Below are 24,034 nucleotides of genomic sequence, written 5' to 3'. Positions count from 1 at the left end.
CGACAACTCGAGTCAGAACCGGAAGACCATGTCAACGACGACCCCACCCCGCCGCGCTTTCGACGCGCTCATCGCCGAGCACGGCCTCGGATTCGGTGGCGACTACAACCCCGAGCAGTGGACGCCTGACGTGTGGCGCGAGGACGTCGAACTCATGCGCGAGGCGGGGGTGAACCTGGTCACGGTCGGCGTCTTCAGCTGGGCGATGATCGAGCCGACGCCCGGTGCACGCGAGTGGGGCTGGCTGGACGAGGTGCTCGACCTGCTGCACGCGGGCGGCATCGCCGTCGACCTCGCCTCGCCGGTCGCATCGCCGCCGCCGTGGCTGGGCATGCGCCACCCCGAGACGCTGCCCGTCGATCGCGACGGCGTGCGCCTGATACCCGGATCGCGCAACCAGTTCTCGCCGGCATCGCGCGTCTACCGCGAGCACGCGGCCGCCATCACCCGTGACCTCGCCGAACGCTACGCCGGGCATCCGGCCGTTTGCATGTGGCACGTGGGCAACGAGTACGGCCAGGTCGATCACGGAGACGAAGCCGCCCGTGAGTTCCGGCTCTGGCTGGGGCGCCGCTACGGCACCATCGAGGCGCTCAACGAGGCATGGGGGACCGCGTTCTGGTCGCAGCGCTACGCCGACTTCGACGAGATCCTGCCGCCGCGCCGCATGCCGTACCTGGTCAACCCCACCCAGTCGCTGGATTTCCGCCGGTACAGCTCCGACCAGCTGCGGGAGTGCTACCGGGAACTGCGCGACGTCATCCGCGCGACCGGGGCCGCTCAGCCCATCACCACCAACTTCATGGGGTTCCATGCGCTCACCGACTACTGGGCGTGGGCGGACGACGTGGATGTCGTGTCGGACGATCAGTACCCGGATCCGGCCTCGTCGGATTCGCCGGCGGACATCGCTCTCGTGCAGGACCTCATGCGTTCGCTCGGCCGGGGACGCTCGTGGGTGCTCATGGAGCAGGCGATCAGTGCGACCTCGTGGCGGGAGCACAACCTGCCGAAGTCCCCGCTGCGCGCACGCCGTGATTCGCTGCAGGCCGTCGCCCGCGGCGCCGATGCGGTCTGCTATTTCCAGTGGCGCCAGGCGAAGGCCGGTGCGGAGCGCTTCCACTCCGCGATGCTTCCGCACGCAGGGTCGGATTCCGACGTCTTCCGCGGCGTCCGTCGTCAGGGCGAGGATCTGAAGAAGCTGACCGCCGTCGCGGGTGCGCGCGTCCCGGCCGAGGTCGCGATCCTGTTCGACTGGTCGTCGTGGTGGGCCGGTGAGGAGCCGGCTCGGCCGACCGAGCGGCTGAGCACCATGACCGAGGTGACGCGCTGGTACCGCGAGCTGTGGCGTCGCGGCGTGGTCGCGGACGTCGTGCCCGCGGCATCCGACCTGGCCGGCTATCGGACGATCCTCGTGCCGCACTCCTACATCGTGACGCCCGAGACCGCGTCGGCCCTGCGCACGGCCGTCGACGCCGGCGCGCACGTCGTGATCGGTCCGTTCAGCGGCGTCGCCGACGAGAACGCGCAGGTTCTCACGGGGCGTTCCCCCGTGCTGCTGCGCGATCTGCTCGGTGTGAGCGGAGAGGAATGGGGGGCGGTGCCGGATGCCGGGAGCCCGCTCGCTCCGGCCGACGATTGGGATGCCGGACGCGCCGTCGCTCAGCCGCACGCGGGCATCCTCGCCGAACGCCTCCGCGCCGAGGACGCCGACGTGCTCGCGCGGCACGCGGACGGCGACCTCGCAGGTATCCCCGCCATCACCCGGCGCACCGTCGGGACGGGGGCGGCCTGGTACGTGGGCGCGGTCCTCGATCAGGCGACTCTGTCGGCGGTGATCGCGGATGCGCTCGCGGCCGCGGGCATCACCGATGCGCTGGGCGGGCCGGCGGGGCTGCTCCCCGACGGCCTCGAAGCCGTCCGCCGCGGGGACGTCCTGTTCCTGCTCAACCACGCGGACACCCGCACGGACATCACGGTGACCGGGTCGCACGTCGACCTGCTCACCGGAGAAGAGACCATCGACTCCGTCGGCATCGCGCCCGGCGAAGTGCGAGCACTGACAGAAAGGCGCACCTGGTGAAGTTCACCGATGGCTACTGGCTGACCCGACCGGGTCTGACCCCGCTCTACGCGACGCAGGTCGACGACATCCGCATCGACGCGGATGCCGGGACCATGACCGTCTACGCCCCGACGGCGGTGATCCGTCAGCGCGGCGACACGCTCAACCGGCCGATGCTGACGGTCACGTTCTCGTCACCGGCATCCGGCGTCGTCAAGGTCAGGGTGCAGCGTCACGCAGGCCGCATCAACGGCGGGCCCGACTTCGAGACGTTCCCCGAGGAGGGCTTCGTGCCGACGGTCTCGGTCGACGACGAGCAGGGCGTGCTCGAGACCGGCGACCTGCGCGTGGTCGTCACCCGAGACGGCGCGTGGGACGTGCGCTTCGAGCAGGACGGGCGCGTGCTGACCCGGTCGCTTCCTCGCTCGATCGGACACTTCACGGCCGACGATTCGTTCCACGCCGACGGCGGGCCGCAGACCGTCGCGGGGGACACCTGGGTGCACCAGCAGCTCTCGATCGAGCCGGGCGAGCGGGTGTTCGGGTTCGGCGAGCGCTTCGGCGCCTTCGTGAAGAACGGCCAGGTCGTCGAATCGTGGAACGCGGACGGCGGCACGTCCAGCGAGCAGTCGTACAAGTCGGTGCCGTTCTACCTCACCAGCCGCGGCTACGGGGTGCTCGTCGACAGCCCGGACCGGGTGTCGTTCGAGGTCGGCAGCGAGGTCAACTCGCGCGTGCAGTTCTCGGTGCCGGGGGAGACCCTGGACTACTACGTGTTCGGCGGCCCCACCCCGAAGGACGTCCTGGGCCGATACACCGCGTTCACGGGCCGGCCGGCCCGCGTGCCGGCCTGGTCGTTCGGCCTGTGGCTGACGACGTCGTTCACCGCCGACTACGACGAGGCGACCGTGAACGCGTTCATCGACGGGTTCGCCGAGCGCGACCTGCCGCTGAGCGTGTTCCACTACGACTGCTTCTGGATGCGCGAGTTCCAGTGGACCGACTTCGAATGGGACCCGCGGATGTTCCCGGATCCGGAGGGCCAGCTCGCACGCCTGCACGAGCGCGGTCTGAAGGTCTCGGCATGGATCAACCCCTACATCGCCCAGCGCTCGGCGCTGTTCGACGAGGCCGCCGAGAAGGGCTACCTGCTCAAGCGCACCGACGGCGGTGTCTGGCAGTGGGACCTGTGGCAGGCCGGCATGGGCATCGTGGACTTCACGAACCCGGAGGCGGCAGACTGGTACGTCGGTCACATCGAACGCCTCATGGACCAGGGCGTCGACACGTTCAAGACCGACTTCGGCGAGCGGATCCCGTCCGAGGGCGTCGTCTGGCACGACGGATCTGACCCCGCCCGCATGCACAACCACTATCCGCGGTTGTACAACGAGGTCGTGTTCCGAGCGCTCGAGCGCCGCCGCGGAAAGGGGGACGCGGTGCTGTTCGCGCGCTCGGCCACCGCCGGGACGCAGCAGTTCCCGGTTCACTGGGGCGGCGACAGCGACTCCACGTTCTTGTCGATGGCGGAATCGCTCCGAGGCGGGCTCTCGCTCGCGATGAGCGGCTTCGGGTACTGGAGCCACGACATCGGCGGCTTCGAGGGGACACCGGACGCGGGACTCTTCAAGCGCTGGCTCGCGTTCGGGCTGCTGTCGTCGCACTCGCGCCTGCACGGGTCCTCGAGCTTCCGCGTGCCGTGGCAGTTCGACGAGGAGGCCGTCGACGTGACGCGTCTGTTCACCAGGCTCAAGATGCGCCTCATGCCGTATCTCGGCGGTGCGGCTGAGCAGGCGGCATCCACGGGCATCCCGATGATGCGTCCGATGGCGCTGGAGTTCCCCGACGACCGCAGCGGCTTCGACGCCGATACGCAGTACATGCTCGGCGACGCGCTCCTCGTCGCGCCCGTCTTCGACGCCGACGGCGCGGCCGAGTACTACCTGCCGTCCGGTCTGTGGACGTCCCTGTTGGACGGATCCGAGGTCGCGGGCGGACGCTGGGTGCGCGAGCAGCACGACTACCTGTCCGTGCCGTTGCGCGTGCGCCCCGGAACGGTGCTGCCGTGGGGAAGCGTCGACGACCGGCCGGACTACGACTGGGCCGACGGCGTCACCCTGCGCTGCTTCGCGCTCCCGGACGGGTACGACGCGGTCACGACCGTCCCAGGTCACGACGGCACGGCCGCCACCACGTTCCGGGTGCGCCGCGAGGGCGAACGGATCGTCGCGTCCAGCACGGATGCCGCGGCATCCTGGTCGCTCTCGGCCGGTGCCGTCTCCGCGACCGCCGACGGCGCAGGAGAACTGACGATCACGATCGAGGAGAACCGCTGATGCTCTTCCGCGACATCTCGGCATCCGTGGCCGACCGCGCCGCCGACCTGCTGTCCCGTCTGACGTCCGACGAGCGACTCGCGCTGCTGCATCAGGCCGCGCCGGCGATCGAGCGGCTCGGCGTCGCCGAGTACCGCACCGGCTGCGAGGCGCTGCACGGCGCCGCCTGGCTGGGCACCGCGACCGTCTTTCCGCAGCCGGTTGGCCTCGCGGCGACCTGGGACACCGAGCTGATCGAACGCGTCGGCGGGGTCGCGTCGACCGAGGTGCGCGCGAAGCGCGCCGAGAACCCGCTCGTGAGTCTGAACGTGTGGGCTCCGGTCGTCAACACGCTGCGTCACCCGGCATGGGGGCGCAACGAGGAGGGCTATTCGGAGGACCCGCACCTGACCGCCGCGTTCGGCACCGCGTATGCCCGCGGGCTCCGCGGATGCCACGAGAGGGTGTGGAAGACGGTCCCCGCGCTCAAGCACTTCCTCGCGTACAGCAACGAGACCGATCGGTCGGTGACGTCGTCGAACATGTCGCTGCGGACGCTGCACGAGGAGGAGCTCCCGGCCTTCCGCGGGCCGATCGAGGCCGAGGCCGCCGGCAGCATCATGCTCGCCTACAACCAGGTCAACGGCTCGCCAGCGCACACCCAACCACAGCTCACCGACGAGGCGCGCAGCTGGGCGCCCGGTTCGCTCGCGATCGTGTCGGATGCCGGCGCGCCCACGTTCGTCGTGTCGATCCAGGGCGCGCAGCCGGACATGACGCACGCTGCGGCCGCACTCGTGCGCAGCGGCATGGACTCGTTCACCGACAACGACGCGGACGCGACGCCCACGCTGACGAACCTCCGCGCCGCCCTCGACGCGGGTCTGCTCGAGGAGGCCGACATCGACCGTGCGGCGCTGCGCCTGCTCGAGATGCGGGTGCGCAGCGGCGAGTTCGACGGCGACGCGGACCCGTATGCCGGAATCGGCATGGATGCGATCGACGCACCCGCGGCACGAGAACTGGCGCGCGAGGCAGCTGCAGCCGGTGTCGTGGTGCTGCGCAACGACGACGGCGTTCTGCCGCTGGCGGCGCCGCGGTCGATCGCGGTGGTCGGTCAGCTCGCCGATCTCGTGCTGACCGACTGGTACTCGGGGACGCCGCCGTACGCGGTCGGCGTCGCTCGGGGACTCGCCGAGCGCTACCCGGATGCCGAGGTGCGCGTCGAGACCGGCGCGGACACGATCGCGCTGCGATCGACGAGCAACGGCTCCTACCTGCGCTCCGATGAGACGGGAGCGCACGTCGCCGCAGTGGCTTCGTCGGCGGGCGACGACGCGCTGTGGGACGTGACCGACTGGGGCGACGGCATCCTCACCTTCCGGTCGCACGCCTCGGGGCGGCTGCTCACCGGCGGTGCCTGGCCGATGCGCGCGGACGCGGACCGGGTCGGCGGCTGGGTCGTGCAGGAGAGCTTCCGCAAGCACGTGCACGCCGACGGCACCTGGTCGCTGCTGCATCTCGGCTCGGGTCGCTGGGTGCGCGTCTCGCGTGAGGTGGGCATCGTACTCGCCGAGGGCGTGACGCCCGATCGCGCCGAACGGTTCGCCGTGCGGACGGTGCGCTCCGGTGCGCAGGCCGTCGCGGATGTCGCGGCATGCGCCGATCTCGCGGTCGTCGTGGTCGGCAACGATCCGCATCTCGCGGGACGGGAGACCGAGGACCGGCCGCACCTGTACCTGCCGGAGGCGGCGACGGGGATCTGGCGCACCGCGCACGAGACCGGAACGCCCACGGTCCTCACGATCGTCTCCAGCTATCCGTATGTCCTCGGTGATGCCGCGGAGGCCGCGACGGTCATCTGGACGAGTCACGCCGGTCAGGAACTGGGACACGGCATCGCCGATGTCTTCAGCGGCGATCGTGAGCCCACGGGACGTCTGGCGCAGTCGTGGCCGGCCGACCCGGCGCAGGCGGGCGACCTCTTCGACTACGACACGCAGCGCCAGCAGGCGACCTATCGGCACCAGCCGGCGCCGTACGCGTTCGCGTTCGGGCACGGCCTGACCTACACGGACATCGCGTACGAGCAGGTCTCGATCTCCGTCTCCACCGTCACTGCGGGGGAGCCGTCGCATCGGCATCCCGCCTTCGGCGAAGCGGGTGAGGTGACCGCGACCGTTCGCGTGACCAACGCCGGCGAGCGGGCGGCGGACGAGCTCGTGCAGGTGTACGGGCTCGCGCCCGACGGCCTGCCGATCCCGCCGGCGCGGCGCCTGCTGCTGGGCTACCGGCGGGTGCGATTGGAGCCTGGAGAGACCCGCGAGGTCGAGATCTCCTTCCAGACCGCGCGGTTCGCGGTGTGGGATGAGAACCTCCGGATCGACGGTGCCCTCGACGACTGGCTGCACACGGGTGCGCTGCGCGTGCAGGCGGGGGAGTACCGGATCGCCGCCGGCCCGTCCGCGGACGCACTGGAGGTCGCCGCGCCGCTGCGCATCGTCGACTGAGCGCGCCGGTCCGGCGCGCGGATACGATGGATGCCGTGACCACCGCCGAGCCGACGCTGCCGCTGTCCCCCTATCGGGAGATCGGCCGCGCGGAGTGGGCGCGGCTCGCGGCCGACCTCGATCAGCCGCTGAGCGAGACCGAGGTCGTCGAGATCCGCGGCATCGGGGACCGGCTCGATCTCACAGAGGTGCGCGAGGTGTACCTGCCGCTGAGCCGGCTGCTCAGCCTGTACGCCACGTCGACGAAGCGTCTGGGAGCGGCGACGAGCGACTTCCTCCAGGAGGAGGACACCACGACCCCGTTCGTCGTGGGAGTCGCCGGATCGGTCGCCGTCGGCAAGTCGACCATCGCGCGTCTGCTGCGCGAGCTGATGAGCCGCTGGCCCGGCACGCCGCGCGTGGAGCTGGTGACCACCGACGGGTTCCTGTATCCGAACGCGGAGCTCGAGCGTCGAGGGCTCATGGAGCGCAAGGGCTTCCCGGAGTCGTACGACCGCCGCGCGCTGCTCTCGTTCCTCACCGAGGTGAAGTCCGGCGCCCCTGAGGTGCGGGCACCGTTCTACTCGCACATGCGGTACGACATCGTGCCTGATGCGCACGTCGTCGTCCGCCGCCCCGACGTCGTGATCGTCGAGGGGCTCAACGTCCTGCAGCCGCCGCCCGTGCCGAACGACGTCGCCGTCAGCGACCTGTTCGACTTCTCGATCTTCGTCGACGCCGACACGGCGCACATCGAGAGCTGGTACGTCGACCGCTTCCTCGCGCTGCGTCAGGGTGCATTCAGCAACCCGTCGTCGTACTTCAACGTCTTCGCGCACCTCACGGACGACGAGGCGGTGCAGACGGCGCTGGGCTACTGGAACGACATCAATATGCCGAACCTCGTCGAGAACGTCATGCCAACCAAGCACCGCGCGACCCTCGTGCTGAACAAGGGCGCCGATCACGCCGTGGAGAGCGTGCTGCTGCGCAAGCTGTGAGACGCGATGCCCCGAATATTGTTCGGAACCCTCGCAAAAAACGCCGCTTACCCTTGTGAGCATGTGTGGAATCGTCGGATACGTGGGCCCGCGGCCCAGCCAGGACATCCTTCTCGCCGGGCTCGCCCGTCTCGAGTACCGCGGTTACGACTCCGCGGGCATCGCCGTGATCGATGAGAGCGGTGAGCTCGGGATGCGCAAGAAGGCCGGCAAGCTCGGCATGCTGCGTGACTCCCTGAGCGAGAGCCCGCTCCCGGCAGGGACGACGGGCATCGGTCACACGCGCTGGGCGACCCACGGCGGCCCGACCGACGTCAACGCGCACCCGCATCTCGCCGACGACGACAAGCTCGCCGTGATCCACAACGGCATCATCGAGAACTTCTCCGCGCTGCGCGACGAACTCCTCGCCGACGGCGTGAGCTTCCGCAGCGAGACCGACACCGAGGTCGCCGCAGCGCTCCTCGGACGCGAGTACGCGAACAACGGCGGCGACCTGCAGCTCGCGTTCCGCAACGTCGTCAACCGCCTCGAGGGCGCGTTCACGCTGCTCGCGATGCACGAGGATCAGCCCGGCCTCGTCGTCGGCGCTCGCCGCAACTCGCCGCTGGTCATCGGTCTCGGCGAGGGGGAGAACTTCCTCGGCTCCGACGTCGCCGCCTTCGTGGAGCACACGCGCAAGGCGCTCGCGATCGGACAGGACCAGATCGTCGCCATCACGCCGTCCGAGGTGACGGTCACGGACTTCGCCGGAACGCCGGTCGAGGCCGAGCCTTTCGACGTCTCCTGGGATGCCGCGGCCGCCGAGAAGGGCGGGTGGCCCTCGTTCATGGCGAAGGAGGTCGCAGAGCAGCCGGAGGCCGTCGCGAAGACGATCCTCGGACGCATCCAGGACGGACAGGTCGTCATCCCCGAACTGGACGGTCTGGACGCGCTGTTCACAGGGATCACGCGCGTCATCATCACGGCGTGCGGCACGGCATCCTACGCAGCCCTCGTCGGCAAGTACGCCATCGAGCAGTGGGCGCGCGTCGCGGTCGACGTCGAGCTCGCACACGAGTTCCGCTACCGCGACCCGGTGATCGGCGAGGACACGCTCGTCGTCTCGATCAGCCAGTCCGGCGAGACCATGGACACGCTCATGGCGGTCAAGTACGCCCGCGAACGCGGCGCGCGCACGCTGTCGATCTGCAACACGCAGGGGGCGACCATCCCGCGCGAGTCGGATGCCGTCGTCTACACGCACGCCGGACCCGAGGTCGCCGTCGCGTCGACCAAGGCGTTCTCGGCGCAGATCACCGCGCTGCTGCTGCTCGGCCTGCACATGGGACGCGTGCGCGGTACCGTCGCGGATGCCTCCGTCGACGTCGCCGAGCTGCAGGCGCTGCCCGAGAAGGTCGCCCGCGTGCTCGCCGAGGAGCAGGACCACGTCGTTCAGCTCGCCGGCTGGATGGCTGACACCCGCTCTGTGCTGTTCCTCGGCCGCCACGTCGGCTACCCGATCGCGCTCGAGGGCGCGCTCAAGCTCAAGGAGATCTCCTACATCCACGCCGAGGGCTTCGCCGCCGGTGAGCTCAAGCACGGCCCGATCGCGCTGATCGAGCCTGGGCAGCCCGTGTTCGTCCTCGTGCCGTCGCCGCGCCACTCCGCGCTGGTGCACGCCAAGGTCGTCTCGAACATCCAGGAGATCCGTGCCCGAGGCGCTCGCGTGATCGTCGTGGCCGAAGAGGGCGACGCCGCCGTGCTGCCGTTCGCCGACGAGGTCATCCGCATCCCGCTCGCCGGCGCGCTTTTCGAGCCGCTGCTCGCGGTCGTCCCGCTGCAGATCTTCGCGATGGCGCTCGCGACGGCCAAGGGCCTCGACGTCGACCAGCCGCGCAACCTGGCCAAGTCCGTCACCGTGGAGTGATTGATCGTGTCGGGGGCCGACACGCCACATGTCGGACGTTCTTCGCCGAAGCGTCCGACAACTGGCGTGTCGGCCTCCCTTCTCGTGCGACGGCGCGGTCGGCATCCGTGCCGCGTGTCGGCGCCCGGGTAGGCTGAATCGGTGATCATCGGCACCGGCATCGACATCGTCGACATCGCGCGCTTCGAGCGCACGGTAACCCGGACACCGCGCCTGATGGAGCGCCTGTTCGCCCCCGCAGAGCGGACGCTGCGTCTGCCGTCGCTCGCCGCGCGGTACGCCGCCAAAGAGGCCCTGATCAAGGCGCTCGGTGGTTCGGACGGCGTGCACTGGATCGACATCGAGATCACATCGGAGGCCTCTGGTCGCCCCCGGTTCGAGCTCAGCGGCACGACGGCCGAGGTCGTGGCCGATCGCGGCATCCTGACCCTCCACCTGTCCCTGAGCCATGACGCCGGCCTCGCCGCCGCGTTCGTCGTGGCGGAAGGAGTTCCGCTGTGACCGTTCCGTTCCGCGAGGCCAGGATCGATCTCGACGCGATCGCCGACAACGTGCGGCACCTGCGCGCCCTCACCGGCGTCGAGGTCATCGCTGTCGTCAAGGCGGATGCCTACGGGCACGGCGCTGCGACCGCCGCCGTCGCCGCGCTCGCGGGCGGAGCGACCCGACTCGGCGTCGCCGAGATCGCCGAGGCGCTGCACCTGCGGCGGCAGGGCATCCGCGCGCCGATCATGGCGTGGCTGCACCAGCCGGGGGAGACGTTCGTCGAGGCGGCCGCCGCCGACGTCGAGGTGGGCATCTCCTCGTTCGACCAGCTCGAAGCCGCCGGCACCGCTGCTGCGGTCGATCGCCCGGTCGGGGTCCATCTCAAACTCGAGACCGGCCTGAGCCGCAACGGGATCGCTCCGCGCGACTGGCGGCGGGTGTTCGCCGAAGCCGCGCGCCTTGAGCGCATCGGCCGGGTGAGGATCGTCGGGCTCTTCAGCCACCTCTCCAACACGTCGCCGCAGGACGATCGCACGGCGCTCGCGCGATTCGAGCAGGGCGTCACCGAGGCGGCATCCTTCGGCATCCATCCGGAGATCCGGCACATCGCCGCCACCGCCGCGGCGATCGACCTGCCGGAGTCCCGCCTCGACGCCGTGCGCATCGGCATCGGGCTGTACGGCCTCTCGCCCTTCGACGACCGATCCTCCGGCGAACTGGGCCTGCGTCCGGCGATGACGCTGCGTGCCGCGGTCGCCGCCGTTCGCCGCGTGCCCGCAGGCACCGGTGTGTCCTACGGCTACGTGCACCGCACGGACCGGGACACGACGCTCGCTCTCGTCCCGCTGGGCTATGCCGACGGCGTGCCGCGGCAGGCGTCCGATCGCGGCCCCGTGACGATCGGCGGACGCCGGTTCACCGTGGCCGGTCGAATCGCGATGGATCAGTTCGTCGTCGACGTCGGCGATACGCCCGTCTCCGTGGGTGACGAGGTCGTGCTGTTCGGCGACCCCACCCTCGGCGTCCCCTCGGCGACCGAGTGGGCGAACGCCGCGGGCACCATCAATTACGAGATCGTGACGCGCATCGGCCCTCGCGTACCGAGGCGGGGCGCATGAGCATCGACCCCGCGTTCCTCGGACGCCGCGAGATCGCGACGGCCGAGGAGATGGAGCAGCTCGGCCTCCGCATCGGCGAGCAGTTGGGAGCCGGCGACCTGCTGGTGCTCACCGGTCCGCTCGGCGCGGGAAAGACGACCTTCACGCGCGGGCTCGCCGAAGGGCTCGGCGTCCGAGGTCCGGTGCAGAGCCCGACCTTCGTGATCGCCCGGACGCACCCGTCGCTCGTCGGACGCGCACCGCTCGTGCACGTCGACGCCTATCGGTTGGGCTCGGCCGCCGAGCTGGACGATCTCGACATCGACTTCGCCCGCTCGGTCGTCGTGATCGAGTGGGGCAGGGGCATGGCGGATGCCGTGGCCGACAGCTGGTGGGACATCGAGCTGTCCCGACCCATCGGCGGAGCCGACGGCATCGCGGACGAGGATCTGGATGCCGACGCTCCGCGCCTCGTGGAGATCACCCGCGTCGAGCGATGAGCGCGGAATCCGGCACGACCCGCGCGGCCTGATCCCGATCGGAGGCGGCTGCGGCGCATCGCCGCGACTACCCTGGGAAGCGTGATCCTCGCTGTCGACACCTCGCTGGGCTCGGCCGTCGCCATCGTCGACGGCGACGGAGCGCACCTCTCGGATGCCTCCAGTCCCGACCCGCTCGGCCACGCCGAGGTGATCGGCGATCTGCTCGTCCGCGCTGTCGAGGAAGCCGGACCCGGCCGCATCGACCACGTCGTCGCCGGTATGGGGCCCGGCCCGTTCACCGGTCTGCGCATCGGCATCGCCACCGCCCGCACGTTCGCCCTCGGTCGCGGCGTCGACGTGATCGCGGTCCCGAGCCACTTCGCGCCGGCGCTCACCGAGCTGGAGAGGGATGCCGCGGCCGGCCGCTTCGCGATCGTGACGGATGCCCGTCGCCGCGAAGTCGCGATCACGGTGTTCGACGGGCTGGATGACCACGGCATCCCGCACGTCGTGGCCGACACGATCCTGGTGCCGCGAGCGGATGCCGAGACGCACCTCGCCGGCATCCGATCCATCGAGACGATCGCGCTGGACGCCGCAGCCCTCGCCCGCGTCGGTCTGCGCGCGTCCCGTGCGGGGCGCGTCCTCGTCGGCCAGGAGCCGCTGTACCTCAGGCAGCCCGACGTGACGCTGCCCGGTGCGCCGAAGAAGGTCGGCTCATGATCCGCCGAGCGACATCGGACGACCTCGAGGCCATCATGGCGATCGAGCACGCGTCTTTCCCGACCGACGCGTGGAGCGCCGAGACGATGGCGGCCGAACTCGCGGGCGAGTACAGCCATTATCTCGTCGACGAGCAGGACGGCCGCGTCGTCGGGTACGCCGGACTGCGCTCGGTGCGCGGCGCGTCGGATGCCGACATCCAGACGATCGCCCTGCTCGACGCGCACCGCGGCGCAGGACGAGGGCGTGCGCTCCTGGTGGCGCTGCTGTCCGAAGCATCCGCCAGGGGCAACCGCGAGGTGTTCCTCGAGGTCCGCGCCGACAACCCGGGCGCGGAGGGGCTCTACCTCTCGGAGGGGTTCACCGAGCTCGGCCGTCGACCGCGCTACTACCAGCCGGACGGCGTCGACGCGATCGTCATGAAGCTGGATCTGCGGGCGTGGCAGACGGAGCCCCCGAACGGGAGGACATCGCACGATTCGGAGGACCGGAACGGCGCTATCGCTCCTCCGGATCGAGTGATCTCCTCCGGATCGAGCGACGCGCAGACGGCGAAGGAGGCCACGGCATGAGCGAACCCCTGGTGCTCGGCATCGAGACGAGCTGCGACGAGACCGGGATCGGGATCGTCCGCGGGCGGACCCTGCTGTCCAACACGATCGCCTCGAGCATGGACGCGCACGCCCGTTACGGAGGCGTCGTGCCCGAAGTCGCGGCGCGTGCGCACCTCGAGGCGCTGCAGCCGTCGATCGAGGCCGCACTCGCCGAGGCTCGGGTGAGCCTGGCGGATCTGGATGCGGTCGCGGTCACGTCGGGCCCAGGGCTCGCCGGCGCGCTCATGGTGGGCGTCGGCGCGGCGAAGGGCCTCGCCGTCTCACTCGACAAGCCCCTCTATGCGGTCAACCATCTCGTCGGGCACATCGCGGCCGACATCCTGACCCCGGATGCCGAGCCGCTGGAGTATCCGACGATCGCGCTGCTCGTGTCCGGCGGCCACACGTCGCTGCTGCATGTGCGCGATCTGACCACGGACGTCGAGCTGCTCGGCGAGACCATGGACGACGCGGCGGGGGAGGCGTTCGACAAGGTCGCTCGGCTGCTGTCGCTGCCGTACCCCGGCGGACCGGAGATCGACCGGGCGGCAGCGGACGGCGACCCGAACGCCATCCGATTCCCCCGAGGGCTGTCCCGGGCATCCGACATGGCGAAGCACCGGTACGACTTCTCGTTCTCCGGGCTCAAGACCGCGGTCGCACGGTGGGTCGAGCGCTGCGAGGCCGAAGGGTCGCCGGTTCCCGTCGCGGACGTCGCCGCGAGCTTCCGCGAAGCGGTCGTCGACGTGCTCGTGACGAAGGCGCTCGCCGCGTGTCAGGATCTGGGTGTGCCCCGTCTGCTGCTCGGCGGAGGCGTCATCGCCAACAGACGCCTGCGCGAGGTCGCGCTGACACGGGCGCAGGCTGCGGGCGTGACCGTGCGCATCCCGCCGCTGTCGCTGTGCACAGACAACGGTGCCATGATCGCGGCGCTGGCGGCCGAGCTGATCTCGTCCGGGCGACGCCCGTCCACGCTGGCCTTCGGCGCCGACTCGACACTGCCGGTGACCGAGATCCAGATCGCCGAGCGCGCGGAGGCCGCCGCATGAGCGATGAGACACGTCCGCAGCTGGAGGGCGCCAGCCCCGACGTGGAGAGGCCTGCCGGAAGCGCGCGACTGCCGGGTGCGCGGCGCGAGGGCTACACGAAGCTGCCCACGGGACCCGTCGGCATCGAACCCGTGGTGGTGAGCGGTCCGGACGCGGACGCTGTGGGCTCGTGGGAGCCGAGCACGACCGATCCGATCGAGGACAACACGCGACTCGCTCCGTGGGCGCTGCTGGCCGCGGTCGTCGCGCTGATCGCCTCGTTCTTCGTCGGCTGGGGCATCCCGGTGGCGATCGTCGCCGTGATCGCGGCCATCATGTCGCTGCGGCGCCCGTTGGAGAGCCGGCCGATCGCGATCTGGGCGCTCGTGCTGGGAATCATCGCGACACTGTACAGCGGTGGCTGGCTCGTCTGGGCAGCCATGCAACCGGGAACCTTCGGGTAGTCGGATGCTGTCGCCGGGGGAACGCGCAGAGCGGCGCGGGCGTCGACGGTCCGGACGACGCGGACTGATGAGGGGGAGCGGCGATGGCGGAGAGCGTTGACGACGAGCTGCGCGAACTGCGGGAGAAGGCCTACGGACCCGGTGGCGAGCTGACGGCTGCCGAGGCGGAGCGCCTCGAGGAGTTGCAGGCGCGCGCACGCGGGACGGCCCCTGCGCGCGCAGCGAGCACGGAGCTCGAGGCCGGACATCACGACGAAGCGCCGGCGCAGGCCAGCCGCACGATCGACCCGCCGGCTGCGGGCTCCACCGTATTCCGGGAGCCGGAGTCCCTCGACGAGCCTGAGGAAGGCACGGACACCGAGCCGGCCGACACCCGTGCGGCATCCGCCGGTCTGCGCGGCATCTCGAAACGCCGGTGGTTCCCGTTCGCGGCCGTCGCCGTCGCGCTCCTCCTCGGATTCGGTGCGGGCTTCGCCGTGTTCGGACAGAGCGTGGTGCGATCGATCGCGCTCTCGATCGCGGTCGGTGCCGAGCAGGCCGCGCTCGAGGAAGCGGGAGATTACGACCCCGGCTCGATCACGCCCATCGGGCAGTCGCACGGCGCGACGGTCTGGAACGCGACCAGGCAGGACGGCGAGATGCAGTGCGTCGTCATCACTCGCGACACGAGCGAGGCGAACGGGTGCCACCCGACCGATCAGATCGAGGAGAACGGGTTCTGGCTGGGCACCTCGCTGGACATTCCGGAGACCGAAGGCAGCCCGGCCGGAAGCCTGGATGTCAGCCTCGTCCGAGACGTCGACGGCGACATCACGATGGTCAGTCGTTTCTGGACGGCTGACCGGTGGGACTGGCGCGCGCAGTACACCGCGAGCGAGCTCGCCTACATCGATCGGATCGAGAGCGAGACCGGCATCCCCGGAGAGACGCTGCAGATCGTCGGATACGACGACGAGACCCCGATCTGGCTGGAGTACACGGGCATGGGCACGTGCATCCTCGTCGCCGTGATCGACGGCGTCGATCGGGCGTGCACCCAGTACGCCGACGAGGACGTGACCCTGGAGATCGCCGGCCCCGACGGCACCGTCACGCGCTACCAGGTGACCGTCTCCAGCTCGCGCGGCCCGTTGCTCACGATCGAACGCGTGCCCGCTCCCGGTGTCGATACAGGGATCGACGACCGGACCGGAGACGTGGAGCCGTGAGGGAAGCGGATGCTGCGGAGCTCGCTTCTCTGAGAGCGAAGGCCTACGGACCGAACGGCTCGCTCACGGATGCCGAGGCGGAGCGGCTCAGGGAGTTGCAGGACGCGACGCGCACGCCGGACCGAGTCGCCGATCCAGCGCCTGGGGCATCCCAGACGACCGACCCGGTCGAGCCGGTCGAGCCGGAAGAACCCGCCACCGGGCCCGTCGACGACGCGCAGTCACCGCCGCCGCGTCGACGCAGGCTCATTCCGGCGGCCGTCATCGCTCTCGCGGTCGTCGTGGGGACCGGCGTCGGATGGGCGCTGGCGACCGGAGCGTCGTCGTCCACGATCGAGCTGACCTCGCAGCAGCAGGAGTGGCAGGACGCCCTCGCCGCGGCGGGGGAGTACGACGAAGGCTCGTTGCGGGCCATCGCGGTCGACACCGCCACGCAGATCAGTGGCGACGCGAGCCCCGTCGTGTGGGCCGCGACGAAGGATCACGGCGCGGAGCTCTGCGTCATCGTCGGGGATGCGGACGGCGATGCAGCGACGTGCGCGGAGGAGTACGTCGTGCGGCGGGATTCGCTCGTGGCGTCCTACCCGCGTGCCGACGCGGAGCGCGACTCCGTCACGATCACGACGGCGCTGGCGCTGATATCGCCCGACGGTGAGCTCACCGGTCGGCTCTCGACGCACTGGATCGAGTCCTCGGAGGCAGGACCCGTGTCCGCGGATGCTCTCGCGCGGGACACCGCCCTGATCTCACGGGAGTTCGTCGTGGAATCGTTCGAGGTGGTCGGAGCCTTCGAGGAGTACCCGGTGTGGCTCACCACGATCGCCGGAGGGCAGTCGTGCCTGACCTACGTCGGCGAGTCCGGCGGTCCGTTCTTCACTTGCACCTCGACACAGGGCGTGGCGGACGCGCCGCTGCGTCTCGACATCATCTCCCACGACATGGGCGAACCGGACGGCGCCGGAGAACGGACCACGTTCGAGCTCACGTTCCCCGACCCGGCGTCGCGTCAGCTCCTGATCACGCGCACACCAGAGGACGAGATCCAGCCCATCGGCTGAGCAGCCTCAGACCCGATCGGCCAGCACAGCCGTCCGGTGATCGCCGATCCGCGCGAGGATCAGCGTCGCGCTCCGCGACCCGCTCAGCTTCAGCTTGCGGCGGAAGGATGCCGGATCGATGTCCATGCCGCGCTTCTTGATCTCCAGCGTTCCGATGTCGGCTCGGCGCAGGGCGGCGTTGATCGCCTTGATGTTCGCCGGCATCGACTCGCGCACGCGGAACGACTGCACGAACGGGCTGGTGACCGCGGCATCCCCCGTGAGATACGCGATGTGCTCGTCCAGCATCCCGGCGTCGAGGCTCCGTGCGACGTCGCCGATCAGACGGGCACGGATGACAGCGCCGTCCGGTTCGTGGACGAAGGCGCCGAGCGGGCGCACCTCGGCATCCTCGGCATCGGCTCCCGCAGTCAGCTCGTGCGACTCGTCGCCGCGGATCACGAGCGCGGCGCGGCGGACGCCTTCCCGCGCCAGAGCGCCGGTCCAGACGACGAGCTCGACGACGCTGCCCTCAGCGCTCACCCATTGCGCCTCGGCATCCTCGGGGAGCGCGTCCCTGTCGTGCCCCGGACCGAGCTTGATGCCGGTCGGGATGCGGGTGGCCACGTCGAACGCCCAGTCCAGCGAGGGGGAGTAGTCGGATGCCGTCACGCGCAGCGTCTCGCTGTGACCGGAGGTGCGGCGCGCCGGGTCCATCCAGATCGCTGTGCTGTTCCCGCGGAGATGTGCGTCGTCTTCGGACGTTTCGGGGGTGAACCTCCGAAGATGGCGCACATCTCCGAAGATCGTGCTCACCGCATCCTCCGCCGTCCCGTGCGACACGGAGGCATCCTCGCCGAACGCCGCCAGGTTGTACGCCGCGATCGCCGCCGTGACCTCATCGACGTCGACGGCCGTGACGGTCAGCCCGGCGCCCGCGAACGCGAGCGCGTCTCCGCCGATGCCGCAGCCGAGATCCGCCACGTGCGCGATCCCCGCGTTCCGCATGCGCCCGGCGTGCCGAGCCGCGACGCCCAGACGCGTGGCCTGCTCGAGACCTGCCTGCGTGAACAGCATCCGCTGTGCGAACGGGCCGAACTTCGCGGTGGCCTTGGTGCGCAGCCTCGCCTGACCGACGACGGCGGAGACCAGTTCGGGGGAGTGGCCGGCGGCACGCAGACGTGAGACGACTCTCGCCACATCGGTTGTGGACTCGATGCTCCCGACGTCGTCGAGCAGATCCAGTCCGTCCGGGGTGAGCAGGGCGGCGAGCTCGGTCATCTCCACCGGTTCAGCCTACGCGGCACGCGTTCGCCCAGCGCGTTACGCCTCACTGGCACTCGCATTGCGTGAGTGCCAGCCGACGTCATACACTGGCATTAGCACTCTCGGGTTGAGAGTGCGAACGAGTCTTTCGTGTCAGCGTCAAGAAAGAAGAGGTAGACCGTGTCGGTTTCCATCAAGCCGCTCGAGGACCGCATCGTCATCAAGCAGGTCGAGGCCGAGCAGACCACCGCGAGTGGACTGGTCATCCCCGACACCGCCAAGGAGAAGCCCCAGGAGGGCGAGGTCGTGGCCGTGGGCCCCGGCCGCATCGATGACAACGGCAACCGTGTTCCGCTCGACGTCGCCGTCGGCGACCGCGTGCTCTACAGCAAGTACGGCGGCACCGAGGTGAAGTTCGGCGCAGACGAGTTCCTCGTCCTGTCGGCCCGCGACGTCCTCGCGGTCGTCGTGCGCTGATCTGAGCGACCATCGCTTCGAAGGCCCGGATGCATCACGCATCCGGGCCTTCGTGCTTCCCCGGCCAGGGCTGATCCGTTTCCTGCCAACGTGGCAGCTCGTGGCATCCGACGTCCGGGCCCGGTCGTAGGGTGGATCAGTGATCACGAAGACCCCGCCCCGCACGGAGCAGACCACCGGGGCGTTGTACGCCCTCGGCGCGTACCTGCTCTGGGGCGTCCTCCCGCTGTACTTCCTCCTGCTCGCGCCCACCGGCCCCTGGGAGGTCGTCGCCTGGCGGGTGCTCTTCTCGCTCGCGTTCTGCGTCATCCTGCTCGCGATCACGCGGGGGTGGCAGCGGCTCCTGGCCATCGTCCGGCAGCCGCGCCTGCTCGGCCTCACCGCGCTCGCCGGCGTCCTCATCTACGTCAACTGGCAGGCGTTCCTCATCGGCACGCTCGACGACAAGGTGGTCGAAACCGCCCTGGGGTACTTCATCAACCCGATCACGACGGTGCTGCTGGGAGTGTTCGTCCTGCACGAGCGGATGCGCCGGCTGCAGTGGGCAGCGGTCGGCATCGCCGCGCTCGCGGTCGTCGTGATCATCGTGGGGTACGGCACGGTCCCGTGGATCGCGCTGACGCTCACGCTCTCGTTCGGCGTCTACGGTCTGATCAAGAAGAAGATCGGTCCGTCGGTGGATGCCGTCAGCGGGCTGACCGTCGAATCGTTCTGGCTCATCCCCATCGCGGTCGTCCAGTTGATCGCGGTCGGCGCGACCACCGGCATCACGATCGGGAACAACGGCGTCTGGCACACGCTCCTGCTGTCCTTCGCCGGCGTCGCGACCGCGGTTCCCCTGCTGCTGTTCGCCTCCGGTGCACGACGCATCAATCTCACCGTGATCGGGATGATCCAGTTCATCACCCCGATCATGCAGTTCCTCATCGGCGTGGTCCTCCTGCACGAACCGATGCCGACCGAGCGCTGGATCGGCTTCATCCTGGTCTGGGCGGCGGTTGCCGTCTTCGTGGTCGACCTCGTCCTCGCCGCACGGCGGCACCGCCGAATGCCGGCGGCCGAACTCGTCTGATCCGCGGCATCCGCGTCGTCATCTGCGCGAAATCAGATCGTTAGCGCACCGATACCCGCAGGCGCCGGGCCCGGTCATAGTGTTAGAGCACCCGGACGTGGTACCGCCATGTTCGCTGTTGTCGAAGGAGCAATATGAACGGTTTGCAGGGTTCGCGCCCCAAGCTGCTGGCAGGAATCGCACTGCTGGGAGCGTCGGCGCTGGTCATGGCGGGGTGCAGCACACCCACACCCGCCCCCGAGTCGTCTGAGGCGACGAACGAGCGTCCCGAGAACGTCGATCTGTCGCTGACGCTGGGCTCGCTCCTGCCCGCGACGGGAACGCTGGCCTTCCTCGGCGCTCCCATGGAGGCGGGCGTCCAGCTCGCCGTCGAGCAGATCAACGAAGCGGATGCAGGCATCCAGGTGGAGCTCGTCAGCGAAGACGAGGGCGACCTGGACAACAAGGCGTACGAGACCTCGATCACGAACCTCCAGAGCGCGGGCATCACGGCCATGGTCGGTGCCGCGTCCTCGAGCGTGACGAAGCTGATCCTCGACGGCAACGCCGGTGCGGGCATCCTCACGGTCTCGCCGTCGAACACGTCGCCGGACTTCTCGGGCATCAACGACCTCTACTTCCGCACCGCGCCGAGCGACCTGCTCCAGGGCGAGGTCCTGGGCAACCAGATCGCCGAGGACGGGCACAAGACGCTCGGCATCATCTACCAGAACGACCCGTACGGCACGGGCCTGTTCGAGGCCATCAAGACGACGTTCGAGGGCACCGGTGGCGAGGTCGTCGCCGAGGCGTCCTACAACCAGGGCGATGGCCAGTTCAACGCTCAGGTGCAGACGATCGCCGCCGAGAAGCCAGACGCGGTCGCCGTCGTCTCGTACGACCAGTTCGCGACCATCGCGCCGCTGCTGGGCAATGCGGGCATCGACACCGGTGCACTGTACCTGGTCGACGGCAACCTCAAGGACTGGCCGGACCTTCCCGTCAGCCTCGAGGGGTCGAAGGGCACCCGTGCCGGCGCCGAGCTGCCTGACGACTTCATCGACCAGCTCAACGAGGTCTGGACCGCCGGTGGCAACGAGCCCATCGACGCGCTGACCTACTCCGCTGAGGCGTACGACGCCGCGACGCTCATCGCGCTGTCGGCCCTGTACGCGGTTTCCGTCGAAGGCGCCGACATCGCGGGAGCGATGCGCACGGTGTCCGGTGGCGAGGGCGAGGGCGAGCCGTGCACGAGCTTCGCCGACTGCGCCGAGATCATCAACGCCGGCGGCACGCCGGACTACGACGGCTACTCGGGCAAGGTCACGTTCGACGAGAACAACGACCCGAAGGGCGCTGACATCGGCGTCTACGAGTACGACGCCGAGAACGTGCAGACCCGTCTGAAGTAAGACGCATACGAAAAGGGCTCCGGATGCCTCGGCATCCGGAGCCCTTTTCGTGCGCCAAGGTCGGTGTCGCGCGGTGCGGGAGGGGTCGCGTGTGGTCACCTCGCGCGTGGCGAGGCGACGATTTGCGCTACCTGCCCGCCCGGGACGCGGCGCTCGACCTACGCGGCGTCCGTGCCCAGCGTGCCGAGGTAGAGGCCGATGACCTTGGGGTCGTTGAGCAGGTCGCGTCCTGATCCCTCGTACGCGTCGCGCCCCTGGTCGAGCACGTAGCCGCGGTCGCAGATCTGCAGGCAGCGGCGCGCGTTCTGCTCGACCATGATCGTCGTCACGCCTGCCTTGTTGATGTCCGAGACGCGGATGAACGCATCGTCCTGACGAACCGGCGACAGCCCGGCCGACGGCTCGTCGAGCAGCAGCACGGCGGGGTCCATCATGAGCGCGCGGGACATCGCGACCATCTGACGCTCACCGCCGGACAGGGAACCGGCGCGCTGCTTGAGGCGCTTGCCGAGTTCGGCGAAGATTCCGGTGACGAACTCCAGGCGGGCCGCGAAGATCTTGGGGTTCTGGTAGAGCCCCATCTGCAGATTCTCCTCGATCGTCAGCGACGGGAACACGTTGTTCGTCTGTGGCACGAACCCGACGCCCCGGGCGACGAGTTTGTCGGCCTTCAAGCCGACGATGCTCTCGCCGTTGACGGTGACGTCGCCCCCGCGGATCTGCACCATGCCGAAGATCGCCTTGAGCAGCGTCGACTTTCCGGCACCGTTCGGGCCGATGATGCCGATGAGCTCGCCCTTGCGGGCGACGAGATTCGCGCCGTTGAGGATGTTCACGCCGGGAAGGTATCCGGCGTGCACGTCCTTCAGCTCGACGACGACGTCCCCGCGTGCGTGGACGTCGGGCGTCGCCTGTCCCGAGCCGGTCGATGAGACGTCGCGGTTGTCTTCGCCGGTCATGGCTTCTCCTCCTTGGGATCGTCGGATGCGGCGAAATCGGCTTCCAGCTCGGCTTCGGCCTCCGCTTCGATCTGCGCCCGCAGGCGGGTCGCCGCGGCATCCGCCACGACGGGGATGCGGCCGGTGACGGCACCGAGGTCGACATCCTGGTGGGCGCCGAGATAGGCATCCACGACGGCCGGGTCCTCCATGACCTGCTCGGGCGGGCCCTCCGCCACGACGCGGCCCTCGGCCATGACGACCACCCAGTCGGCGATGTGGCGGACCATGTGCATGTCGTGCTCGACGAACAGCACGGTCATGCCGAGGTCCTTCAGGCTGAGGATGTGCTCCAGGAGAGACTGCGTGAGCGCCGGGTTGACGCCGGCCATCGGTTCGTCGAGCATCACCAGGGTCGGATCGCTCATCAGCGCACGAGCCATCTCGAGGAGCTTGCGCTGACCGCCGGACAGCGAAGCGGCGAAGTCCTTCTCCTTGGCGTCCAGCTTGAATCGGGCGAGCAGCTCACGCGCCCGCTCCTCGATCTGCGCCTCCTGATCGCGCCAGAGGAACGGGAACAGGCCGGCCCAGAAGCCCTCGCCGCGCTGATGCGGGGCGCCGAGCTTCATGTTCTCCAGGACGGTCAGCAGCGACAGCGACTTGGTCAGCTGGAACGTGCGCACCTGACCCATCTGGGCGACCTTGAACGAGGGAACACCCGACAGGTTCTTGCCGTCGAACGACCACGTTCCGGAGTTGGGCCTGTCGAACCCGCAGAGCAGGTTGAACAGAGTCGTCTTGCCTGCACCGTTCGGACCGATGAGCGCGGTGATGGCGCCGCGCGGGATCTCGAGGTGGTCGACGTCGACCGCGGTCAGGCCGCCGAAGCGGCGCGTCACGCTGTCCGCGACGAGGATGGGGTCGACCTTGGCGACGCCGGGAGCCGCTGGACCCTTGGCGAGGCCGGTCGTCTTCGCCCGCGGCGCGGCCGGAGCCGGGCCGGTAGGGGTGGATTCACTTGACAAAGGTCATCTCCCTCTTGTTTCCGAGGATGCCCTGCGGCCGGAAGATCACGATCAGCATCAGCACGACGCCGATCAGGATGTAGCGCACCATGTCCGCCTGGGCCGCGGTCATCGGCAGCAGGCCGGCGTCCGCCATCGCGGGCAGCAGGCTGCCGAGGAACGCGAAGACGACCCAGAACAGCACGGCGCCGAGAGTCGGGCCGAGAACGGTCGCAGCTCCCCCGAGGAGCAGGATGGTCCACAGGAAGAACGTCAGCGACGTCGAGTAGCTGCCGGGGATCACGGCCGACGGCAGGACGAACACGATGCCGCCGAGCGCACCGAGCACGCCGCCGACGACGAGCGCCTGCATCTTGTACGCGAACACGTTCTTGCCGAGCGAGCGCACTGCGTCCTCGTCCTCGCGGATGCCCTTGAGCACGCGGCCCCACGGACTGCGCATGAGGGCCCAGACGAAGAGCACGGCGATCGTGAGCATGATGAGTCCGAACACGCGCACCCACAGGTCGTTCGCGTTGTAGGTCCACGGGCCGAAGCCGTAGGTCCCGGGCGGGAACGGGTTGATGTCGCGGAAGCTCTGATGGTAGCCCGACAGGCCACCGGCCGAGTTCGTCCACTTCTTGAACAGCTCGGTGAGGAACAGCAGTCGCACGACCTCCGCCGCCGCGATCGTCGCGATGGCGAGGTAGTCGGCACGAAGGCGCAGTGTCGGGATGCCGAGGATCAACGCGAAGCCCGCGCCGGCGATGAGGCCGATCAGCATGCCGATCCACCACGGGAGGCCGAAGCTGAGCACCGAGATCGCGTAGCCGTAGCCGCCGACCGCCATGAAGGCCGCCATGCCGAAGTTCAGCAGGCCGGTGTAGCCGAAGTGCACGGCCAGACCGGTCGCCGCCAACGCGTAGGCCATCGTGGTCGGGCTGAAGAGATATGCGGCGGTGTTGCCGAGGATGTTGCCGAAGTCCATG

21 protein-coding genes are annotated in these 24,034 nt (G+C 69.6%); 17 read left to right on the top strand and 4 right to left on the bottom strand.

Annotated features, from left to right (window positions below; translation table 11 throughout):
* The first annotated feature begins 28 nt into the window (after nucleotides 1-28).
* From OED01_RS12125 to OED01_RS12060, 14 genes are all read left to right on the top strand, one after another.
* Nucleotides 29-2,083 carry a beta-galactosidase gene (locus tag OED01_RS12125; protein ID WP_264155537.1) on the top strand — a complete coding sequence of 685 codons (2,055 nt, stop codon included), beginning with the start codon at nucleotides 29-31 and terminating at the stop codon, nucleotides 2,081-2,083.
* Nucleotides 2,080-4,401 (top strand): alpha-xylosidase, encoded by a 2,322-nt coding sequence (gene yicI, locus OED01_RS12120; RefSeq protein WP_264155535.1) that lies wholly within the window; start codon nucleotides 2,080-2,082, stop codon nucleotides 4,399-4,401. Before OED01_RS12125 ends, yicI begins: the two co-directional genes overlap by 4 nt.
* Entirely contained in the window at nucleotides 4,401-6,890 is a 2,490-nt protein-coding gene (locus OED01_RS12115; protein ID WP_264155534.1) for a glycoside hydrolase family 3 C-terminal domain-containing protein, read from the top strand. Before yicI ends, OED01_RS12115 begins: the two co-directional genes overlap by 1 nt.
* 26 nt (nucleotides 6,891-6,916) lie before the next feature.
* Complete coding sequence (gene coaA, locus OED01_RS12110; RefSeq protein ID WP_264155533.1) at nucleotides 6,917-7,870, top strand: type I pantothenate kinase; 954 nt, start codon at nucleotides 6,917-6,919, stop codon at nucleotides 7,868-7,870.
* 61 nt (nucleotides 7,871-7,931) lie between these two features.
* Nucleotides 7,932-9,779: a glutamine--fructose-6-phosphate transaminase (isomerizing) gene (gene glmS / locus OED01_RS12105; RefSeq protein ID WP_264155532.1), complete on the top strand. Its 1,848-nt coding sequence runs from the start codon at nucleotides 7,932-7,934 to the stop codon at nucleotides 9,777-9,779.
* 141 nt (nucleotides 9,780-9,920) lie between these two features.
* Nucleotides 9,921-10,280, top strand: a complete 360-nt coding sequence (locus OED01_RS12100) for a holo-ACP synthase (RefSeq protein ID WP_264155531.1) — start codon at nucleotides 9,921-9,923, stop codon at nucleotides 10,278-10,280.
* Nucleotides 10,277-11,383, top strand: coding sequence for an alanine racemase (gene alr / locus OED01_RS12095; RefSeq protein WP_264155530.1), 1,107 nt, complete (start codon nucleotides 10,277-10,279; stop codon nucleotides 11,381-11,383). The genes OED01_RS12100 and alr overlap by 4 nt, the downstream gene beginning before the upstream one ends.
* Nucleotides 11,380-11,862, top strand: a complete 483-nt coding sequence (tsaE, locus tag OED01_RS12090) for a tRNA (adenosine(37)-N6)-threonylcarbamoyltransferase complex ATPase subunit type 1 TsaE (RefSeq protein WP_264155529.1) — start codon at nucleotides 11,380-11,382, stop codon at nucleotides 11,860-11,862. The genes alr and tsaE overlap by 4 nt, the downstream gene beginning before the upstream one ends.
* A gap of 81 nt (nucleotides 11,863-11,943) precedes the next feature.
* Nucleotides 11,944-12,567, top strand: coding sequence for a tRNA (adenosine(37)-N6)-threonylcarbamoyltransferase complex dimerization subunit type 1 TsaB (gene tsaB, locus OED01_RS12085; protein ID WP_264155528.1), 624 nt, complete (start codon nucleotides 11,944-11,946; stop codon nucleotides 12,565-12,567).
* The gene (rimI, locus tag OED01_RS12080; RefSeq protein ID WP_264155527.1) at nucleotides 12,564-13,139 is read left to right on the top strand and encodes a ribosomal protein S18-alanine N-acetyltransferase; all 576 of its coding nucleotides are present in this window, start codon (nucleotides 12,564-12,566) and stop codon (nucleotides 13,137-13,139) included. Before tsaB ends, rimI begins: the two co-directional genes overlap by 4 nt.
* Complete coding sequence (gene tsaD / locus OED01_RS12075; protein ID WP_264155526.1) at nucleotides 13,136-14,209, top strand: tRNA (adenosine(37)-N6)-threonylcarbamoyltransferase complex transferase subunit TsaD; 1,074 nt, start codon at nucleotides 13,136-13,138, stop codon at nucleotides 14,207-14,209. Before rimI ends, tsaD begins: the two co-directional genes overlap by 4 nt.
* The gene (locus OED01_RS12070) at nucleotides 14,206-14,652 is read left to right on the top strand and encodes a hypothetical protein (RefSeq protein WP_264155525.1); all 447 of its coding nucleotides are present in this window, start codon (nucleotides 14,206-14,208) and stop codon (nucleotides 14,650-14,652) included. The genes tsaD and OED01_RS12070 overlap by 4 nt, the downstream gene beginning before the upstream one ends.
* Nucleotides 14,653-14,735: 83 nt before the next feature.
* Nucleotides 14,736-15,860 (top strand): hypothetical protein, encoded by a 1,125-nt coding sequence (locus tag OED01_RS12065; protein WP_264155524.1) that lies wholly within the window; start codon nucleotides 14,736-14,738, stop codon nucleotides 15,858-15,860.
* The gene (locus tag OED01_RS12060) at nucleotides 15,857-16,918 is read left to right on the top strand and encodes a hypothetical protein (protein WP_264155523.1); all 1,062 of its coding nucleotides are present in this window, start codon (nucleotides 15,857-15,859) and stop codon (nucleotides 16,916-16,918) included. The genes OED01_RS12065 and OED01_RS12060 overlap by 4 nt, the downstream gene beginning before the upstream one ends.
* Before the next feature lie 6 nt (nucleotides 16,919-16,924).
* Here OED01_RS12060 and OED01_RS12055 read toward each other — a convergent pair whose 3' ends face one another.
* Nucleotides 16,925-18,184 (bottom strand): THUMP-like domain-containing protein, encoded by a 1,260-nt coding sequence (locus tag OED01_RS12055; protein WP_264155522.1) that lies wholly within the window; start codon nucleotides 18,182-18,184, stop codon nucleotides 16,925-16,927.
* A gap of 159 nt (nucleotides 18,185-18,343) precedes the next feature.
* Between OED01_RS12055 and groES the strand changes: the two genes are divergently transcribed.
* From groES to OED01_RS12040, 3 genes are all read left to right on the top strand, one after another.
* Nucleotides 18,344-18,640, top strand: coding sequence for a co-chaperone GroES (gene groES / locus OED01_RS12050; RefSeq protein ID WP_017203655.1), 297 nt, complete (start codon nucleotides 18,344-18,346; stop codon nucleotides 18,638-18,640).
* A gap of 142 nt (nucleotides 18,641-18,782) precedes the next feature.
* Entirely contained in the window at nucleotides 18,783-19,712 is a 930-nt protein-coding gene (rarD, locus tag OED01_RS12045; RefSeq protein WP_264157968.1) for an EamA family transporter RarD, read from the top strand.
* A 134-nt stretch (nucleotides 19,713-19,846) separates the two neighbouring features.
* Nucleotides 19,847-21,103 (top strand): ABC transporter substrate-binding protein, encoded by a 1,257-nt coding sequence (locus OED01_RS12040; protein ID WP_264155521.1) that lies wholly within the window; start codon nucleotides 19,847-19,849, stop codon nucleotides 21,101-21,103.
* 158 nt (nucleotides 21,104-21,261) lie between these two features.
* Here OED01_RS12040 and OED01_RS12035 read toward each other — a convergent pair whose 3' ends face one another.
* Genes OED01_RS12035 through OED01_RS12025 form a run of 3 tightly spaced genes read right to left on the bottom strand, consistent with a single transcriptional unit; the run spans nucleotide 21,262 to nucleotide 24,033 of the window.
* Nucleotides 21,262-22,062, bottom strand: coding sequence for an ABC transporter ATP-binding protein (locus OED01_RS12035; protein WP_264155520.1), 801 nt, complete (start codon nucleotides 22,060-22,062; stop codon nucleotides 21,262-21,264).
* Nucleotides 22,059-23,066 (bottom strand): ABC transporter ATP-binding protein, encoded by a 1,008-nt coding sequence (locus OED01_RS12030; RefSeq protein WP_264155519.1) that lies wholly within the window; start codon nucleotides 23,064-23,066, stop codon nucleotides 22,059-22,061. The genes OED01_RS12035 and OED01_RS12030 overlap by 4 nt, the downstream gene beginning before the upstream one ends.
* The gene (locus tag OED01_RS12025) at nucleotides 23,056-24,033 is read right to left on the bottom strand and encodes a branched-chain amino acid ABC transporter permease (RefSeq protein WP_264155518.1); all 978 of its coding nucleotides are present in this window, start codon (nucleotides 24,031-24,033) and stop codon (nucleotides 23,056-23,058) included. Before OED01_RS12025 ends, OED01_RS12030 begins: the two co-directional genes overlap by 11 nt.
* Between the last annotated feature and the right edge of the window lies 1 nt (nucleotide 24,034).

This window comes from Microbacterium sp. M28 (genome assembly GCF_025836995.1).
Lineage (GTDB): Bacteria > Actinomycetota > Actinomycetes > Actinomycetales > Microbacteriaceae > Microbacterium.
Note: the sequence above shows the minus strand (reverse complement) of the source record. Positions and strands in the feature narration are given on the sequence as shown.